This window comes from Vibrio sp. 10N.286.51.C3, assembly GCF_003050065.1.
Taxonomy (GTDB): domain Bacteria; phylum Pseudomonadota; class Gammaproteobacteria; order Enterobacterales; family Vibrionaceae; genus Vibrio; species Vibrio crassostreae.
In genome coordinates this window covers 383,416-401,671 of the sequence record NZ_PIGC01000002.1, presented here as the reverse complement: position 1 = coordinate 401,671, position 18,256 = coordinate 383,416, and the positions used below count along the sequence as shown (strand labels likewise).

The 18,256-nt window shown below is 43.1% G+C and carries 17 protein-coding genes; 6 read left to right on the top strand and 11 right to left on the bottom strand.

The annotated features are described in order from the left end of the window. A partial coding sequence (locus CWO27_RS03525; protein ID WP_107898540.1) for a flagellin occupies window positions 1–956 on the top strand: 956 nt, incomplete at its 5' end. 559 nt (window positions 957–1,515) lie between these two features. Here CWO27_RS03525 and crr read toward each other — a convergent pair. The 5 genes from crr to cysZ all read right to left on the bottom strand — a co-directional run bounded on the left by crr (window position 1,516) and on the right by cysZ (window position 6,517). Then, window positions 1,516–2,025: a PTS glucose transporter subunit IIA gene (gene crr, locus CWO27_RS03520; protein WP_004737851.1), complete on the bottom strand. Its 510-nt coding sequence runs from the start codon at window positions 2,023–2,025 to the stop codon at window positions 1,516–1,518. A gap of 106 nt (window positions 2,026–2,131) precedes the next feature. After that, on the bottom strand, window positions 2,132–3,856 hold the full coding sequence (gene ptsI / locus CWO27_RS03515) for a phosphoenolpyruvate-protein phosphotransferase PtsI (RefSeq protein ID WP_048660880.1): 1,725 nt from the start codon (window positions 3,854–3,856) through the stop codon (window positions 2,132–2,134). A 136-nt stretch (window positions 3,857–3,992) separates the two neighbouring features. Continuing rightward, a complete protein-coding gene (locus CWO27_RS03510; RefSeq protein ID WP_004734263.1) occupies window positions 3,993–4,250 on the bottom strand; it encodes an HPr family phosphocarrier protein in 258 nt (85 codons plus the stop codon). A 302-nt stretch (window positions 4,251–4,552) separates the two neighbouring features. Continuing rightward, complete coding sequence (cysK, locus tag CWO27_RS03505) at window positions 4,553–5,521, bottom strand: cysteine synthase A (RefSeq protein ID WP_107898539.1); 969 nt, start codon at window positions 5,519–5,521, stop codon at window positions 4,553–4,555. Window positions 5,522–5,758: 237 nt separating this feature from the next. Continuing rightward, entirely contained in the window at window positions 5,759–6,517 is a 759-nt protein-coding gene (gene cysZ, locus CWO27_RS03500; protein ID WP_048660878.1) for a sulfate transporter CysZ, read from the bottom strand. A 229-nt stretch (window positions 6,518–6,746) separates the two neighbouring features. Between cysZ and zipA the strand changes: the two genes are divergently transcribed. From zipA to cueR, 5 genes are all read left to right on the top strand, one after another. Further along, a complete protein-coding gene (zipA, locus tag CWO27_RS03495; RefSeq protein ID WP_107898538.1) occupies window positions 6,747–7,790 on the top strand; it encodes a cell division protein ZipA in 1,044 nt (347 codons plus the stop codon). Between the two features lie 92 nt (window positions 7,791–7,882). Continuing rightward, the gene (gene ligA, locus CWO27_RS03490; protein ID WP_107898537.1) at window positions 7,883–9,895 is read left to right on the top strand and encodes an NAD-dependent DNA ligase LigA; all 2,013 of its coding nucleotides are present in this window, start codon (window positions 7,883–7,885) and stop codon (window positions 9,893–9,895) included. A gap of 525 nt (window positions 9,896–10,420) precedes the next feature. Continuing rightward, a complete protein-coding gene (locus CWO27_RS03480; RefSeq protein WP_107898536.1) occupies window positions 10,421–11,575 on the top strand; it encodes a porin in 1,155 nt (384 codons plus the stop codon). 99 nt (window positions 11,576–11,674) lie between these two features. Continuing rightward, window positions 11,675–12,478, top strand: coding sequence for a DUF2057 family protein (locus CWO27_RS03475; protein ID WP_107898535.1), 804 nt, complete (start codon window positions 11,675–11,677; stop codon window positions 12,476–12,478). A 93-nt stretch (window positions 12,479–12,571) separates the two neighbouring features. Further along, on the top strand, window positions 12,572–12,964 hold the full coding sequence (gene cueR, locus CWO27_RS03470; protein WP_048660873.1) for a Cu(I)-responsive transcriptional regulator: 393 nt from the start codon (window positions 12,572–12,574) through the stop codon (window positions 12,962–12,964). A gap of 64 nt (window positions 12,965–13,028) precedes the next feature. On the opposite strand, the gene CWO27_RS03465 is transcribed toward cueR, so the two are convergent. The 6 genes from CWO27_RS03465 to CWO27_RS03440 all read right to left on the bottom strand — a co-directional run bounded on the left by CWO27_RS03465 (window position 13,029) and on the right by CWO27_RS03440 (window position 18,159). Next, window positions 13,029–13,208: a hypothetical protein gene (locus tag CWO27_RS03465; RefSeq protein WP_017061927.1), complete on the bottom strand. Its 180-nt coding sequence runs from the start codon at window positions 13,206–13,208 to the stop codon at window positions 13,029–13,031. 319 nt (window positions 13,209–13,527) lie between these two features. Then, window positions 13,528–13,977: an NfeD family protein gene (locus CWO27_RS03460; RefSeq protein WP_048660872.1), complete on the bottom strand. Its 450-nt coding sequence runs from the start codon at window positions 13,975–13,977 to the stop codon at window positions 13,528–13,530. A 3-nt stretch (window positions 13,978–13,980) separates the two neighbouring features. After that, window positions 13,981–14,910, bottom strand: a complete 930-nt coding sequence (locus CWO27_RS03455; RefSeq protein ID WP_017063395.1) for an SPFH domain-containing protein — start codon at window positions 14,908–14,910, stop codon at window positions 13,981–13,983. 210 nt (window positions 14,911–15,120) lie between these two features. Next, window positions 15,121–15,975 carry a co-chaperone YbbN gene (locus CWO27_RS03450; RefSeq protein ID WP_107898534.1) on the bottom strand — a complete coding sequence of 285 codons (855 nt, stop codon included), beginning with the start codon at window positions 15,973–15,975 and terminating at the stop codon, window positions 15,121–15,123. A 398-nt stretch (window positions 15,976–16,373) separates the two neighbouring features. Beyond that, window positions 16,374–17,201: an SDR family oxidoreductase gene (locus CWO27_RS03445; RefSeq protein ID WP_048664658.1), complete on the bottom strand. Its 828-nt coding sequence runs from the start codon at window positions 17,199–17,201 to the stop codon at window positions 16,374–16,376. Between the two features lie 43 nt (window positions 17,202–17,244). Beyond that, window positions 17,245–18,159 carry a TIGR01777 family oxidoreductase gene (locus CWO27_RS03440; RefSeq protein WP_102479481.1) on the bottom strand — a complete coding sequence of 305 codons (915 nt, stop codon included), beginning with the start codon at window positions 18,157–18,159 and terminating at the stop codon, window positions 17,245–17,247. Window positions 18,160–18,256 lie beyond the last annotated feature (97 nt).

The window sequence follows — 18,256 nt, the reverse complement described above, 5'->3', positions numbered from 1 at the left end:
GCCTTGATGTTGCTGTACGTAACGCGAATGACGGTATCTCTATTGCACAAACTGCTGAAGGTGCAATGAACGAAACAACGAACATCCTGCAACGTATGCGTGATTTGTCTCTACAATCTTCAAACGGCTCAAACTCAAAATCTGAGCGTGTAGCGATTCAAGAAGAAGTAACAGCACTGAACGATGAACTAAACCGTATCGCGGAAACAACGTCTTTTGGTGGTAACAAACTGCTTAACGGTACTCACGGTACTAAATCATTCCAAATCGGTGCGGATAACGGTGAAGCGGTAATGCTTCAACTGAAAGACATGCGCTCTGATAATGCTCAGATGGGTGGTAAGAGCTACCAAACTGAGAACGCGAAAGACAAAGATTGGAACGTTCAAGCAGGCTCTAACGACCTAAAACTGTCGTTCACTGATAACTTCGGTCAAGCACAAGAAATCGACATCAGCGCAAAAGCGGGTGACGACATCGAAGAGCTAGCAACGTACATCAACGGTCAACAAGACTCTGTGAAAGCGTCTGTAACTGAAGATGGTAAGCTACAAATGTTTACTGGTAACAACAAAGTTGAAGGCGAAGTGGCATTCTCTGGTAGTCTTGCTGGCGAACTAGGCATGCAACCTGGCAAAGACGTAACGGTTGATACTATCGACGTAACGTCTGTTGGCGGCGCACAAGAATCTGTAGCAGTAATCGATGCGGCACTCAAGTACGTAGACAGCCACCGTGCTGAGCTAGGTGCTTTCCAAAACCGTTTCGACCACGCTATCAGTAACTTAGACAACATTAACGAGAACGTTAATGCATCTAAGAGCCGTATTAAAGATACCGACTTCGCGAAAGAAACGACTCAGATGACTAAGTCTCAGATTCTTTCTCAAGCTTCAAGCTCGATTCTTGCTCAAGCGAAGCAAGCACCGAACTCGGCACTTAGCCTACTAGGTTGATCGATTAAAAAGCCACGTTGACCAAAAGTGTCAACGTTAGGCTTCCACAAATTAGCTCGTGGTGAGAGATGAGCGCTAAACAGACCCAGCTTCGGCTGGGTTTTTTATTGCCTGAAATTTGGTGAAGGTGTATTTGGAAAAGTGGAGTACGGGTAAACAGAAGCAAAAGCGAGATTCCCTATCACGCTTTTTCCTCACTGTAGGGAATGACGACTACAGGGTGGTATTGATCTTCTATTGCTTACCTGAATCGAAGTCTTTAGTCGTCATCTCAGAATCGAGTAGAACGAGATATCAGAGAACTGCTGTTTGTTACACATCACAAGTGTAATTTGATGTATAGGCGAAATGCATTGAATAGCGCTTAATAACGTTTAGTCAAAACCTAGTTGGGTAGTGGGGCGCAAACGGTCAGTGTGGTTGTGATTCTTTGAGGGAGCTTGGAGAAGAGTTTTGGTGTGATAGTCAGTATTGCTATCTGAGGTGTTGAAAAAAACAGCAGGCACAAAAAACGCCACCCTTAGGTAGCGTTTTCATTAAAGCAGATAAGTAATCGAGATTACTTCGTTACTTTAAGAACTGGAGTTTCGCCAACAGTTACAGAACCAGAAAGCTTGTTCAGCTCCTTGATTTCGTCCATGTTAGAGATAACAACTGGAGTAAGCGTAGATTTCGCTTTCTCTTCTAGAAGCGCTAGGTCGAAAGTGATGATAGTGTCACCAGCTTTAACAGATTGACCTTCTTCAGCTACACGAGTGAAGCCTTCGCCTTTAAGTTCAACAGTATCGATACCGAAGTGAACGAAAAGCTCAACACCGTCGTCAGACTCGATAGAGAATGCGTGGTTAGTTTCGAAGATCTTACCGATAGTACCGTTAACTGGAGCTACCATTTTGTCGCCAGCTGGTTTGATCGCGATGCCGTCACCAACGATTTTTTCAGCGAAAACTACATCTGGCACATCTTCGATGTTTACGATTTCACCAGAAAGAGGTGCGATGATTTCGATTGCACCAGCATCAGCGCTGTCATCAGATACAAGCTTTTTCAGTTTGTCAAACAGACCCATTGTGTCATGCTCCTAACGTTTAGTTTTATTCTGTAGAATATACTATACCAATCTAACAAATTAGACGACTATTTTTAGCCGTCTAACTTTATTAAGCATTTGGCGATTACTGAGTTTTCTCAGCGATGAATTTTTCTACGCAAGCTTCAATTTCTGCAGCTGTAGGTAGAGATAGTGCTTCGTCAGCCATAGCTTTAACTTCAGCGAAGTTAGAGTTACGAATTACCTTCTTAACTTTAGGGATAGAGATACCGCTCATAGAGAACTCATCTAGACCCATACCAAGAAGAAGTAGCGTTGCACGCTCATCACCAGCAAGTTCACCACACATACCAGTCCACTTACCTTCAGCGTGTGATGCGTCGATCACTTGCTTGATTACTGTAAGAACAGCAGGAGATAGTGGGTTATATAGGTGAGAAATCATTTCGTTACCACGGTCTACCGCAAGAGTGTATTGCGTTAGGTCGTTAGTACCGATAGAGAAGAAAGATACTTCTTTCGCTAGGTGGTGTGCGATTGCAGCAGCAGCTGGAGTCTCAACCATTACGCCGATTTCGATTTCTTCATCGAAAGCTAGGCCTTCAGCGCGAAGTTCAACTTTGTACTCTTCGATTGCTTTTTTCAGTTCACGGATCTCTTCAACAGAAATGATCATTGGGAACATGATACGTAGTTTACCGTGTGCAGATGCGCGTAGGATGCCACGTAGTTGGTCACGTAGGATTTCACGACGATCCAAGCTGATACGTACTGCACGCCAGCCTAGGAAAGGGTTCATCTCTTGTGGAAGGTCCATGTATGGTAGGTCTTTGTCGCCACCGATATCCATAGTACGGATAATCACTGACTCGCCTTCCATTGCTTCAGCTACTTCTTTGTAAGCAACGTATTGCTCTTCTTCAGTAGGAAGCGCGTCACGGTCCATAAATAGGAATTCAGTACGGTACAGACCAACGCCTTCACCGCCGTTACGCAGGATACCGTCACAGTCTTTTACTGTACCGATGTTGCCACAAACTTCTACACGGTGACCGTCTAGAGTTTCAGCATGCAAATCTTTTAGTTTTGCTAGTTCAGCCGCTTCTGCTTCGAAATCTGCTTTGATTTTCTTAGCTTCCGCTAATTCAGCTTCAGAAGGGTTGATGATGATCTTGTTGTTCATCGCGTCTAGCACAAGCATGTCGCCGTTCTTAACTTGCTTAGTGATATCGTTAGTACCAACGATAGCTGGAAGCTCAAGAGAACGTGCCATGATTGAAGTATGAGATGTACGACCGCCGATGTCACAAGCGAAACCAAGAACGTAGTCTAGGTTGATTTGTGCAGTTTCAGATGGCGTTAGGTCGTAAGCTACTAGGATAACTTCTTCATTGATGTCTGCTAGAGATACAATGTTGATGCCTAGAGCATTTTTAACGAAACGAGTACCGATATCACGGATATCAGTTGCACGTTCTTTTAGGTACTCATCATCAAGAGACTCTAGTGCAACAGCTTGCTCTTCGATCACAGTGTGGATCGCGTTGTCTGCGTGCATTTTGTCTTTCTTGATGAGTGCTAAAATCTCTTCTTCTAGCTCTTCATCTTCAAGCAGCATGATGTGGCCTTCAAAGATTGCTTCTTTTTCTTCGCCAAAAGTTTCAAGTGCTTTTTGCTTAACAACTTCAAGTTGCTGAGAAGATTTGTTACGAGCGTCAAAGAAACGCTGTACTTCTGCTTCAACTTGGTCGTCAGAGATAGATTGAGTGTTTAGGACAATTTCATCTTCTTGAAGTAGTAGTGCTTTACCGAAAGCAATACCAGGAGATGCTAGGATGCCTGAAATCATAGCCTTACCTTAGTTGTTCAACTGTAAACGGGAGAGTGTGTGACTTTAAGTCGTCGACTAATGTCGCGCTTATTCCTATCTATTTCGAACAAAGCCACTTTGCTATGCAAAATGGCTTTGAAAGAAGGAGACCGTATTAGTGTAGTTGATCCATAAGAGCAACTAGGTGGTCAACTGCTTGCTGAGCTTGAGGACCTTCAGCTGAAATAGTAACGTTAGTACCTTTTACTAGGCCTAAAGTTTGTAGTTTGAACAGGCTTTTCGCGCTAGCGCTTTTGCCGTTAGAAGTCACTGTGATGTCAGCGTCGAAAGATTTTGCTTCTTTAACGAACTGTGCAGCTGGACGAGTGTGAAGACCGTTTTCTGCTGTGATTTCTACTTGCTTCTCGTACATTTTATATACCCCAATTAATTTATTTTTTGTAAGTTTGTAACCAGATTAGCTTAACTGCTTTAGCCCAAATGCGCTAGAGGCTAGTACGCCATGTTCGTGTTAGAACTTAGACTGGTTATAAATTTTTATCCAGCCATGGTCGTCTTTTGTTGAGTACTCATGACTTTCAGAATTTGTTTATTGCTTCTTTTATTTTGAAGCGAAAAATAAAACAGACCCGATATTACCAAAGGTGGGGCAGGGATCAACAAAAAAGCCCCTAAACGGGGCTTTTTTGGACGAAAAATTGATTTGACCACATATTATTGTTGGTTCTCTTTTTCCGTAAAGATGCCAGCAAATAGGGCTGTACTTAGGTAACGCTCACCAGAGCTTGGTAGTACGGTAACGATAGTTTTTCCTGCAAATTCAGGTAGTTCTGCGATTCTGTTCGCAGCTACAACTGCCGCGCCAGATGAGATACCTGCAAGAATACCTTCTTCTTTCATTAGGCGTTGAGCCATCTCAATCGCTTCTTCAGAAGTTACCGATTCAACACGGTCAATAATCTCTAAATCTAGGTTTCCAGGGATGAAACCTGCACCGATACCTTGAATTTTGTGTGGAGCTGGCTTGATTTCTTCGCCTGCAAGCGCTTGTGCAATGACTGGAGACTCGGCTGGTTCAACTGCTACTGAAGTAATCGCTTTGCCTTTTTCACCTTTAATGTAACGACTTGTACCAGTGATAGTACCACCCGTACCAACACCCGCTACAAACACGTCGATTTCGCCGTCTGTTGCTTCCCAAATTTCAGGGCCAGTCGTCTGCTCGTGAATCTGTGGGTTTGCTGGGTTGTTGAATTGTTGAAGTAGTAGGTATTTACTTGAATCTGAAGCAACAATCTCTTCTGCTTTAGCAATCGCGCCGTTCATGCCTTTTGGTGCTTCAGTCAGCACTAGGTTTGCGCCAAGCGCTTTAAGCAACTTACGACGTTCTAGGCTCATTGACTCAGGCATAGTTAGCGTTAGCTTGTAACCGCGCGCCGCGGCTACGAAGGCAAGAGCAACACCAGTGTTACCACTAGTCGGTTCAACAAGCTCAATACCTGGCTTCAGAGTACCTGCTTTTTCTGCTTCCCAGATCATGTTTGAACCGATACGACACTTAACACTGAAGCTTGGGTTACGAGCTTCGATCTTAGCTAGGACGTTACCTTTGCTTACTTTGTTAAGGCGGACTAGAGGTGTGTTACCAATCGTTAGGGTGTTGTCTTCGTAGATCTTGCTCATGCGATATTCCTTCATTTAATGACAGAACTAAACGTAGTATATCAATCACTTTACCGTCTAGTGTCTTTCGATGTTTGTTAAGCTTGAATTTAGATTAAACAAGTTGAAAAAAAGGTAAAAGGATTAAAAAGTTATATCATATAGATATGTAGCAGAATTGACGCCTATCTTTATTGAAATCAGAACTTCAAAAAGATAGGCGAAACTAGGAAGTATAGGCAGGGTTAAAGACGAGAACTATAGACGTGAGCGTAGGGCTTGGTCTTTAAACTCAGCAACCCACATTGCTGTTGCGCCACAAACGGCAACGGGCATTACAATCAGGTTTAAAATTGGAATGGTCGTGAAAACAGAAACAAGCGCACCGAAGCTGTAGCTCTTACCTTGTTTTTGTTTCAAATTGTTTCTCATGTCATCGAACTTGATTTTATGATTATCGAACGGGTAGTCAGCGTATTGAATCGCTAACATCCATGCTGTGAAGATGAACCATAAAAACGGTGCAACGGTTTGCCCTAGTGCTGGAATTAACAAAAGTAGGAATAAACCGATCGCTTTTGGCAGAACGTAGACAAGCTTGCGCCATTCTCTCGCTAATATACGTGGGGTATCTTTGAGAACATCAAGTAAACCATCGTCATTCACTTTTTTACCGCTCAGCAACTCTTCAACTTTTTCCGCGAGCAAGCCGTTGAACGGTGCGGCAATGAAGTTAGCGAGCGTACTAAAGAAATACGAGAACGTGGCCAAGATGGTTAACACTAGTAATGGCCATAAAATGTATGACAACCACGATAAGAAGCTTGGTAACGCACCAATCCAACCTTCAATCCAAGTGTTTAGGTTGGAGAAGATATAAAACAAGGCACCACCAACGAGTAACACGTTCGCGATAAGTGGCATGAGTACAAACTTACGAATGCTCGGTGACAAAGCGATTTTTATTCCGAAAATAAAATAGCCAAAGCCGGAGCGGGGAACAGATTCAATAGTCATATTTAAATTAGGTCACATGTGAATTTGATTAAATAGCAAACATGTCTAGTGTACTCGACCAAAATTAAGAAAAAAAGCGTGGTGAAAATCACACCACGTAAGGAACTAATTGTATTAAGTTGTTCTAAAACAGTAGCTACTTTTGATAGAGTAGTGAGATTAGCCAAATTAACCCAACTTAGTGACAGCGTGTTTATCGCTAGTTGACTAAGAAAGCTGAGAGCGAAAAATGCAGGAATTGCGATTTGTACTCATTATTGTTGGCGCATTAGCTATCGCCGCATTATTGTTCCATGGTCTATGGACGAGTAAAAAAGAAGGGAAAGCAAAGTTTGGAGATAAGCCGCTTGGTAAGCTTGATAACGATAGCTTAGATGAAGCAGAAACTATCCCAAATCGTTCATTCGCCCCAGAAGATGATTTTGAGATAATCCGAAAAGAACGCAAAGAACCGGATTTTGCTGTTTCGCCATCTGCGACTGATCCTCTAATCGATTCAGATCCGCTTACAGCGCCACAAGTGAAAGAAGTTCACGAAGACGACATCGAATTGAATGATCTTCCTTCTTTCAGCGTTGAAGACCCAATCAAGGTTGAAAGTGAACCGGAAGAGCTTAAGGATGAGAAGGTTATTGAGCCTGAAGTTCCAAGCTTTGAGTTGACCGACGAACAAAAAGAAAACCATGCAGGCTTTAAAGAGCAGTACGGTTCGTTTGAAGAAACTTCTGAGACGGTTGATGAGCCACTTGTTCCAAACGAAACGTTCACCCCTGGTGAGCCTGTTGTTGCGAAAGAAGTTGTTACTCCGCAAAGTGCGCCTGTTGAAGAAGCGAAGTCAGATGAAGAACTTGGTTTAGAAGTTATCGTTCTTAATGTTCACTGTGCTGGAGAGATCCCATTCGTGGGTACTGAGCTGTTCCGCAGCATGGAAAACAACGGTCTAACTTATGGTGAGATGTCTATCTACCACTGCTTTGCACAAGCGAGTGACGAACCAAAAGTTATTTTCAGCGTAGCGAACATGATGCAGCCGGGTACTCTAGAACATGACGACCCTGCTGACTTCACGACGAAAGGTATTTCGTTCTTTATGACGTTGCCTTGTTACGGTCAAGCAGATCAAAACTTCAATGTGATGCTGAGTGCAGCGCAGAAAATTGCTGATGATATGGGCGGAAACGTTTTGGATGAGTCACGCAACCTAATGACACCAAACCGTTTGTCTGACTACCGCAAGCAAATCAGAGACTTTATGACGGCATCGAATGCCTAGCCGTATTGTTTAGCCTTGTAAATAATCTATATTTATAGAAAAGGGCTCCTAAGGGAGCCCTTTTTGATATTTCAATCACGACAGAGAATGATATGAAAGAATCGATTCAAGTTACCTTAGAGCAGTTAAGAGAAACTCTGCATTATCACGCCGTTCGTTATTACGTAGAAGATAGCCCTGAGATCCCTGATGTCGAGTACGATCGATTAATGCAGCAATTGCTAAAGATCGAAGAAGAGAATCCAGAGCTTGTTACGGTGGATTCACCAAGCCAACGTGTTGGCGGTCAGCCTTTAGATGGCTTCACGCAAGTGACTCACGAAATCCCAATGCTTTCTCTAGACAATGCATTCTCTGACGAAGACTTGGATGCGTTCAATAAGCGTATGTCCGATAGAGCACCAACCGCGAACCTTAAAACTTTCTGTTGCGAGCCTAAACTCGATGGCCTCGCTGTGAGCTTGCTTTACGTGAACGGGACATTAGTTCAAGCGGCGACTCGTGGTGATGGCGCAACGGGTGAAAACATCACGGAAAACGTACGTACCATCAGCTCAATTCCACTTAAGCTACAAGGCGAAGGTTGGCCAGAACGTATTGAAGTGCGTGGCGAAGTGTTTATGCCAAAAGCCGGCTTCGATAAACTGAACGAAATGGCGCTGAAGAAAGGCGAGAAAGTCTTTGTTAACCCACGCAATGCCGCTGCAGGTAGCCTGCGTCAGCTTGATTCTCGTATTACAGCGAAGCGTCCACTGGCTTTCTACGCATACAGTGTCGGTGTTGTACAAGGTGCTGAGCTATCAAATAGTCACTACCAACGCTTTTTACAGCTTAAAGGTTGGGGTCTACCTATGTGTCCTGAGACCAAGCAATTGAGCTCTCTTGAAGACGTAAAAGCCTATTACCAAGATATTATGACTCGTCGTGATGCACTAGCTTATGAAATCGACGGCGTGGTGATTAAAGTCGATGATATCGCGGCTCAAGAAGTACTTGGCTTTGTTGCTAGGGCTCCTCGTTGGGCGATTGCTTACAAATTCCCAGCGCAAGAAGAAATCACTCTGCTTAACGATGTTGAGTTCCAGGTGGGCCGTACTGGCGCTATTACGCCGGTTGCTAAACTGGAACCTATCTTCGTTGGCGGCGTGACAGTCAGCAATGCCACTTTACACAATGCCGATGAGATTGCTCGTTTAGGCGTGAAGGTAGGCGACAGCGTTATTATTCGCCGAGCTGGTGATGTAATTCCACAGATCGTTGCGGTTGTACAAGATCGTCGTCCTGAGACTGCGAAAGACATTGTTTTCCCTGATGCTTGCCCTGTATGTAGCTCTGCGGTTGAGCGTGAAGAAGGCGAAGCGGTAGCGCGTTGTACCGGCGGTTTAGTGTGTCAGGCGCAGCGTAAAGAAGCCCTTAAACACTTTGTTTCTAGAAAGGCGCTAGACGTTGATGGAATGGGCGTGAAAGTAATTGAGCAGCTTGTGGACCGTGAAATGGTCGAAACACCTGCTGATTTATTTAAGCTAAGTGCTGGCGTGATTACTGTTCTTGACCGAATGGGGCCTAAATCGGCACAGAACGTCGTGAGCGCGCTGAATAAAGCCAAAGACACGACATTAGCGCGTTTCCTCTATTCACTCGGTATTCGTGAAGTCGGTGAAGCGACAGCGATGAACCTAGCGCAACACTTTAAGACGTTGGAACTGGTTCAAGCTGCAACTCATGAACAGCTAGTGGAAGTGTCAGATATTGGTGACATCGTTGCTAGCCACATCACCAGTTTCTTCTCACAAGAGAAAAACAGAGCGGTTGTTGATCAGTTAATCGAGCTTGGTGTGAACTGGCCTGTGATCGAAGAAGCTCCTGATGACCAAGAACTGCCTTTGGAAGGTAAAGTCGTTGTGTTAACAGGTTCATTGTCGCAATTAGGTCGAAGTGAAGCTAAAGCTGCGTTACAAGCATTAGGTGCGAAAGTGACGGGTAGCGTATCGAAGAAAACGGACATCTTGTTTGCCGGAGAAGCTGCGGGTTCTAAATTAACCAAAGCACAAGATTTAGGTATCGAAATAAGAACCGAAGAAGATCTAATAGCCCTTATTTCGTAAGTAAATACAGATAAAAAAAGCTCAAAGGCACTTCTTTCAAGGGAGTGCCTTTTTTGTTTCTGATATAAAAATGAGGGCTTTTTAATTGTTGAGAATTTTGTTCCTATACGAACTCTAAAATCAGGACAGTGACGCTGCTCAACATTAATGAAATACCATTGTAGTTGTATCAAAAATGCGAGTCACTTCTATTTTTACAAGAGTGCACTCCATTCAAGTAATTGATATTTATTGTTTTTATTGTTTTTGGTTGTGAGCTTTACAATTTATCGATCTGGATCACTAAGTACCTACTAAATTTGCACCAACTCATATTTTTTTAGATGAAAATTAAGTTCTCATTGATCTTTTTGAGGGCGAAGTTAGTCTTAATGCCATGGATGCACACGATGTGTATAACCAGAAAGGAAATAGAGAATTCAGAGTTTAGGGTTCTCAAACAAGAAAAGGTATTTCTCTCTACGGCGGCCAACTTTAGGCGGGGAATATTCAAACAGCTATATCCATTTTTAGGAGTTTTATTCCATGGAAAACAAAATTTTCAAACGTACTCTACTAGGTGCATCCGTTGCACTTTTATCGACAGGCGTAATGGCGAAAGAAGTTGGTATCAACTCTGACTTCAACGTTGACGTATACGGTGTTGCAGCTATCTCTTTAGTTAACTACAACACAACTGACAACAATGACTCTAGCTCTGGTTACGCAGTAGAGAACGAATCTCGTATCGGCTTCCGTGCTCATAAAGATATGTTTGAAGACTTTACAATCACAATGCAGATCGAATCTGGCTATGTAGATAGCACAGACTGGTCTCACGGTGGCGTTTCAGGTGGTGTTCTAGGTTTCCGTGATACGTTCGTTGGCGCTTCAGGCTCTTGGGGTAACCTACGTGTGGGTCGTGTTCTGACACCACTATACGAAATCGTCGACTGGCCATTCTCTAACCCTGGTCTAGGTTCTGTATTCGATTGGGGCGGCATCAACGGTCACTACGATCGTCAATCTAACCAAGTACGTTACGATTCAGCTAAATTTGGTGGTTTCTCTTTTGCAGCTTCTGTTGGTCGTGATGATAACGACAACGGTGGTGGTGCAGCGACTCGTGATGCTAACTTCGTTGGCGCAAGTGCTAAATACAGCTTCGAAAAAGTAACATTAATGGGTGCGGTTGAATCTGGTACTCGTGTAGTGGCAGCAACTGAAGATCAGTGGGCTGTTGGTACAGCAGCTGATGTGGCTGGTGGTGTTAAAGATGCAAATGACCAATTAGTGACTGAAGGCGGCAACTACCTTAAATCTGAAGGTACTGCGGGCTACGATGATGATACGTTTGCGTACATCGTTGGCTTCGAAGCTAGTCTACCAGCAGGCTTTGGTTTTGCTGCAGCATATAAAGGCGAAGAGCTAGACAACGGAATCCGTAAAGTAACTCAAGATTCTTACTCTATCATTGGTCAATACTGGAACGGTCCAATCGGTTTCAAACTAGGTTACGCAGCGAACCTTGAGTCTGAAACAAACGGTTCTAAAGACGCTAACTCAGATAGCAACACTATCTCTGGTCAGCTAATGGCGGTTCACAATGGCTTCGTACCTTACCTACGTGTAGCGGGTCGTACAGTTGGTGACGCTGATACAGATATCGTAACTCGCGTTGGTCTTGAGTACGGTTTCTAAGCTAAAGTTATCGGCTTAAAAATAGTTAGATAAAAATCAAAACGCTGGTAAATTATTTTGCCAGCGTTTTTCCATAGTGAACATAAGGAATTAGTCATAATGAATAAAGTTAGTGTAGTTGTATTATCATTATTTTTGGGAGCTTGTAGTTCACTTGATTCAAAAAGTAATTTTGCAGATTCAGTAGCAGATGTACAGCCTAAAGGTGGTTACATTCAAGTGACTGGACAATCTTATGTGGCTGAAAGTAAAGCTAATGTAGGGGCGGATATCATGAAATCGTCACTTTACTTTACGTATAACAAAGAAGTAACACAGAATTCAGCTCCAGAATCTTCAATCACTATGGATGTAAGCTACTTCCAAAGTTATAAAGAGTACGAAACTGTTAGCTTTTTTGGTAAGACGATAGAGCTAGAAGAGAGACAAGTTCCAAGAGAAAGCTGCAGTGAGCACTGTACAAAGACTCAATATATTAAATTTCCATTAAGTGATGCTGACATTCAGCAATCAAGAGAAAAGAATTTAGAGTTTACGCTTGATGGACAAAACTCAACAATGAGTACAACTTTTATTGTGCCGAAAGCGTATATCGACACAATCTATAATGGCGCAAATAATCATACAGCTATCGCTGTTGCTCCAGTAGCGGTGCCTGTTGCGGCTGTAGTTGCTGAAGAACCCAAAGCATCACAAGCACAAGAGATGGTTAACTACTGGTACGGCGAAGCAACAAAAGAAGAACAATCTGCAGTGACAGATTGGGCATTCAAGAACCGTAAGAACGCTAACCCTGCATCACTAGAAGGCTCAAAAGAGATCGAAATGGTTTCATACTGGTTCAACAAGCTAGATAGTGAAGAAAAATCTCAAACTATTATTTGGTTGTTAGAGCAAGAGTAAGCCTTTAACGTTACGCCCTAACTATGTTTTTCAACCGCAGTATTGTATAACAGCAGTACTGCGGTTTTTCATTTTAGGCTTACAGGTAAGATTGTGAATATTGGTGAAGTAGCGAAGCGTGTTGGTACAACAGCGAAATCCATTCGTTTTTACGAAAGTAAAGGCATGATGAGTCCTCCACATCGTTCAGAAAACGGCTATAGGCAATACGGCGAGATTCACATCGAACAGTTGGAGTTTGTACTAAGAGCTAAAATGGTTGGATTTACCCTTGATGAGTGTAAAGCACTAGTTGATTTGGCAATGAACCCCGATAGAGAAAGCTACGAGGTAAAAAAGAAGGCAACGCAGAAGTTAGACGAAATAGAGTTGAAGCTTGCTGAATTAAATAAGATGAAAGCTCAACTGCAATCTTGGGTTCATGATTGCCCTGGTGATGCTTCAACGGAATGTCCTATCTTAAACAATTTATCTGGCCGCAGTTAGGTTATGTCAGCTAAAAAGAATCGTCAGGCCGCAATTACATTACTAGCCTGACTTTAGTCTCCTATCACAGCACTTTTCCGCCGTAATGTTTACAGATCAGCAATGGTACGTGAGTGACTGCATTACCATCTGAGCATTTTACAATTGGCCCCATGTTTCCGTTACCAGGAGACTGACTGCTCGCGAGAGCACTTCCGAATGATAAGCTGAAAATAGCCGTTAGAATGATTAAAAAATGTCTCATACAAACTCCATTAGGTTTATCTCTGATTGAGATAAATGAAAGTATGGACAAGGGAAAGAAAATTTCAAAAATTGGACGGACTTAACATTTTTAATAATTATAATTAAGCGAGAGTCAGGCTAATTATTCATATATATCTTGGGCAAGAAATCTGGCTTTCTTATACCTTTTTAGCTTAATCAAACTTTTTAGCTTTACGAAATAAGAACTTATTTTTTTTTCAATTCAATCTATCGCAATGATAATTCGAATATTATTAAGGTTCAAAAATAGAAAAAGCCTGCATTTATTGAAAATGCAGGCTCCATATAGCACTTGATTATAAAGGTTCTATTATTAGAACTATTCCGTCTAAAGCGACAATCTTAATTTCGGTGCCTGATGGGATATCTTGACTCGCCTTTGCAGACCAAGAAGAGTCACCGAACTTAATTCGACAGCTACCTTTCTTTACGTCTTCACTTAGAATAACGGTTTGACCTACCAGTTGCTTTTCTCTTTGGTTTAACTCTCGCCCTGCATCCGATTGCTTGTCATTCGAGAGTTGTCTTCTCCACCACAACCAAGTCGTGATAAGTGAGAAGCTTGCAAAGGACAGCCATTGCATCTGCCAACCAATTGGTAGAGCACCCAAAAGTGCACCGACCAACATGGCAGATATGCCTATCCATAAAAAGTAACCAGCGGTTCCAACCAGTTCAAGTGCAAGCAGTGCTAGACCAAATGCCAGCCAGTGCCAGTGGTTTACTTGTTCTAGTAATTCGACCATAAGTTAGTCCTTACTACCTTTGTCATTCTTATGTGCAAACATCTCTGCAATACCAGCCACAGAACCCATTAGGCCTGTTGCTTCAAGCGGTAGCATGATGATCTTGCCGTTTTCTGCTTGGCCAATTGATTTCAGTGCGTCGGTGTAGCCTTGTGCAATAAAGTAATTTACAGCTTGCATGTCGCCTTGAGCAATCGCCGTCGATACCATTTCTGTCGCTTTCGCTTCTGCTTCTGCAGCACGTTCACGAGCTTCGGCTTGAAGTATTGCAGCTTGTTTTTCACCTTCCGCTTTCAGGATTTCTGACTGCTTGTGACCTTCTGCTTTTAGGATCTCTGCTTGTCTTACGCCTTCTGCTTCTAAGATATCAGCACGTTTGTTTCGTTCTGCCTTCATCTGAGCATTCATTGCAGCGGTAAGATCGGCTGGCGGTTGTACGTCTTTAATCTCAATACGCGTAACTTTTACGCCCCAAGGATTAGTTGCTTCATCGACGATGTTAAGCAATTTGGTATTGATCATGTCACGCTGGCTGAGCATTTCATCCAGCTCCATCGAGCCAAGCACAGTACGGATATTGGTGAGGGTTAAGTTACGGATCGCGTGCTCAAGGTCATTTACTTCATAAGCTGCTTTAGGGGCGTCGATAACCTGAACAAAACACACCGCATCAATAACGACGTTCGCGTTGTCTTTAGAGATGACTTCTTGTGCTGGGATGTCGAGTACACGCTCCATCATGCTGATGCGCTGTCCAACTTTATCAATAAATGGAATGATTAAGTTAAGACCCGGTTTGAGAGTATGTGTGTATCGTCCGAAGCGTTCAACGGTCCAGTTGTTGCCTTGTGGAACGGTTTTTACACCAGCGAAGATAAATAACAGTGCGACGGCAGTAAAGACGCCAATAGTAATCAAGGTATCAATAGGCATACAAAGTCCTTTGCAAGTTTAAGTTTTTGAATGTTTATTACTCATACTGGCGCATATTTAAAGGCGGGGCAAATTTATAAATGAGAAATGGGCCATAAAACATTGATTTTATGGCCCATTGTGATGTTTTACATTCGAAAATCTAATAGGTGGATTTGCTTGAATTTAGATTTGATAGTTAACTTACGACTCAGCTGTTACAGAACCTGACTAGTAAAGCAGAGAGTACAACTGTCGACGGTATTTACTCGCAACCGCGTTACCTTGTCCAAGCGCACTCAAGATATCCATGAATTCTTTCTTCATGTCACCATCGAGAGTATTAAGATCTTTTGCTAGGAAAGACCACAGTAGATCCATTGCTTCTTCGCTACGGTTCACTTGGTGGTATTGCAGTGCTAATTCAGAGGCCGTTTTAGCATCGCTTGGGTTTTGCTGAAGAGCGGATTCTAGGGCTTGAATCTCAGGGCTGTCTGCTGCCTGTTTATGAAGTTCAAGCTTCGCAACTAAGCCTTTGTAGTAATTATCTTGGTACTCAAGAGGGATGGTTGCTAGCTGAGTTTCAGCAAGGTCAAACTGTTGTGTTTCTAACAAACACTCTGCTATCGCCAGTCTTACTTCACCTTTGCTTGTAAGCTCAGAAGGAAGTTGCTGCATTGCCGCTAGAGCTTGAGTGTGATCGCCTGCTTGCATTAACTCAAGAGCTTGGCGCAGCGCGAGTTCATCTTGACTAGGAAGGTGTTTGCTTAGCATCTCTACAATCGCGTCTAAGCTTTGAGGACCACCCAGTCCATCGACAGGTTGACCGTTAACAAACAGTGCAATCGTAGGCAGTGCTTGAACACCAAACTGGCTAGCAATCGCTTGTTCTTGCTCGCATTTCAGTAGGGCCAAAGTAAAAGCACCGTTGTATTGCTGAGTTAATGTTTGGAGTTCAGGAATGACTTGGGCGCTCTCTTGGCTCATTGGTGCCCAAAAATGGATGAGTACAGGGGTCTGCATCGAACCTTCTAATACTTGACGAAAGTTCTGCTCATTAAGTTCAACAATATGCGGAGATTGCATTTACGTTCCTTGAGGTTTGTTTTGTGGATACGTTGCAAATATGGGGTGAGAAGTCGGTAACTTCAAGATCTAACTCAGTTATCTCAGATAAAAAGCGCTAAAAATAGAAAAACGCCATGCTTCGATGTTGATAGAGTTGTTATCTCAACACGGAAGACACAGCGTTCTCATTGAGGTGGCCAGTGAGGTATTACTTAAGATATTCAAAACAGAATAAACAACGTAATAGCCAAACTCACACCTACCCAATTAAGGCGGTTTAAAGTCATGAAATATCCAGAAGTAGCTTCATCAATTGGGAATAATTGATGAGATAGTCTAAATCATGACATCTTATTGTTACGAATAAATTACATCGTTACATTAAAGTTTGCGACTGTGCATTCAAAGTTACTCATTTATGCTGCTTTTCTTAAAATAGGGTCTAGCAAGCGGCTTGGTAGGAGTCTTTTTAACACAGCGAATACCTTGGTTGGTGTCGTAACTCGGTACCTTAACTTAGGTTTATCGGCAGTCAGCGCATGAAAAACGGGTTCAATGCAGCTTGCAGCAGGCAGGACAAAAGCGTTGTTCGACGACTCTTTTTCAAGTCGGTCTTTTTGCTGTTGGTAAGCTTCTTGGTGGACACTGCCAGAAATGTTGATCCATTTATTGAACGCTTTCAGGGCGTTGGCTCTAAACTGGGTTTCGATAGGGCCGGGCTGAAGTAATGAAATGTGTATACCGCTGCCATGTAGTTCTAAACGTAGAGTATCAGTCCAACCTTCAATAGCGAACTTTGAAGCGTTGTAGGCGCCGCGATATTTCATAGCGGCGAAGCCTAACACTGAACTGTTTTGTACGATTCGGCCTTCGCCACGTTCACGCATATGCGGAAGGATCTGACAAACAAGATGGTGCCAGCCGAAGAAGTTGGTTTCGAATTGCTCTCTGAGGCCTTGAGTCGGTAAGTCTTCTAGCGCCCCTGCTTGGCCGTAAGCACCGTTGTTGAATAATCCATACAACCCGTCAGGTGCGAGTTCAATCGCAAGCTTGGCACCATTTTCAATACTTTCTTGGTTGGAAAGATCGAGTTGGATGCAGGTGAGACCTTCATCTTGAAGGCGTTGAACATCTTGTGGGTCACGACAAGATGCAATGACATGAAAGCCGCGCTTTTGAAGTGCATGGGCACATGTATAGCCAATACCTGTTGAGCAACCGGTAATAAGAATCGACTTGTTCACACTTAATCCTTTATTAGAGTCTCTATCGCTCTAGGGTAAAGAATTAGTCTTGATGTTGTAACAAGTTTTTTAATGCAGGTTCGATCCTAGAGTAACTAAAGTTGAATCCCGTTTCAGTGAGCTTCTTCGGTTTGGATCGAATGCTGTCAAATAGCAAACAAGATGATTCTCCCATCAGAAGCGACATAGCCCATTTCGGAGTGAACAAGAAATGCGGTCGGCGTAGTTGCTTGGCTAGTGTGCTGCTGAACAGTTTATTGGTGACAGGGTGCGGAGCACACATATTAAACTCCCCTTGAGCGTGAGGAATCGACAATAAGTGGTTGATGGCTCTCACCATATCAAGCATGTGAATCCAAGGCATGTATTGTTCCCCAGAGCCTAATGGGCCGCCTACTCCGAGCTTGTACGGCATAAGCATCTTCTTGAGTGCACCGCCATTTTCTCCCAATACAATCCCCGTTCTGAGTAGTATCACTCGCGTGCTATCTGATTGGGCTCGCTTAGCTATCTCTTCCCAGTGAGCACAAACTTTATGAGGGAAGCTCTCATCCTCCACTTGTAATGATTCATCAAATGGGTGTTGTTGTTGATCGCCATAATAACCTACGGCGGAACCACTAATGAAAACCTCAGGTGGGTTGCTGCTGGCCTGAATTAATTCGACCAGTTTTTCAGTGATGTGCCAGCGACTATTACAGATCCTCTCTTTTTGCTCTGTACTCCAACGCTTATCTGCAATCGGTTCACCTGCGAGGTTGACTACAACGTCAAAATCATTGAGATCACTGAGCTCATCAATGGATTGAATGTAATGAAGATTATTCTGGTTGAGGTGATTTAGGTTTTGTTTCGCATTTTCAGGACTCCGCGTCAGCAATGTTACGTCGTCAGTGTTCCAACTCTTGACCAATTCAGAGCCAATAAATCCAGTACCACCCGTTAACAATATCTTCATACCAATCTCCCTATTAAACATAATTATAGACACGGCTTGTTTTTAATCGCCAACCAATACGAAAAAATCACTATAACGATCAGTTGGTTTCAATAGT

Coding starts and splice junctions, on each gene's coding strand:
- CWO27_RS03510 (WP_004734263.1), bottom strand. CDS start 4,250: ATGTACGAGAAGCAAGTAGAAATCACAGCAGAAAACGGTCTTCACACT.
- CWO27_RS03475 (WP_107898535.1), top strand. CDS start 11,675: ATGAATAAAGTTAGTGTAGTTGTATTATCATTATTTTTGGGAGCTTGT.
- crr (WP_004737851.1), bottom strand. CDS start 2,025: ATGGGTCTGTTTGACAAACTGAAAAAGCTTGTATCTGATGACAGCGCT.
- CWO27_RS03450 (WP_107898534.1), bottom strand. CDS start 15,975: ATGCAATCTCCGCATATTGTTGAACTTAATGAGCAGAACTTTCGTCAA.
- CWO27_RS03440 (WP_102479481.1), bottom strand. CDS start 18,159: ATGAAGATATTGTTAACGGGTGGTACTGGATTTATTGGCTCTGAATTG.
- CWO27_RS03460 (WP_048660872.1), bottom strand. CDS start 13,977: ATGGTCGAATTACTAGAACAAGTAAACCACTGGCACTGGCTGGCATTT.
- ptsI (WP_048660880.1), bottom strand. CDS start 3,856: ATGATTTCAGGCATCCTAGCATCTCCTGGTATTGCTTTCGGTAAAGCA.
- CWO27_RS03465 (WP_017061927.1), bottom strand. CDS start 13,208: ATGAGACATTTTTTAATCATTCTAACGGCTATTTTCAGCTTATCATTC.
- ligA (WP_107898537.1), top strand. CDS start 7,883: ATGAAAGAATCGATTCAAGTTACCTTAGAGCAGTTAAGAGAAACTCTG.
- cysK (WP_107898539.1), bottom strand. CDS start 5,521: ATGAGCAAGATCTACGAAGACAACACCCTAACGATTGGTAACACACCT.
- CWO27_RS03480 (WP_107898536.1), top strand. CDS start 10,421: ATGGAAAACAAAATTTTCAAACGTACTCTACTAGGTGCATCCGTTGCA.
- cysZ (WP_048660878.1), bottom strand. CDS start 6,517: ATGACTATTGAATCTGTTCCCCGCTCCGGCTTTGGCTATTTTATTTTC.
- zipA (WP_107898538.1), top strand. CDS start 6,747: ATGCAGGAATTGCGATTTGTACTCATTATTGTTGGCGCATTAGCTATC.
- CWO27_RS03455 (WP_017063395.1), bottom strand. CDS start 14,910: ATGCCTATTGATACCTTGATTACTATTGGCGTCTTTACTGCCGTCGCA.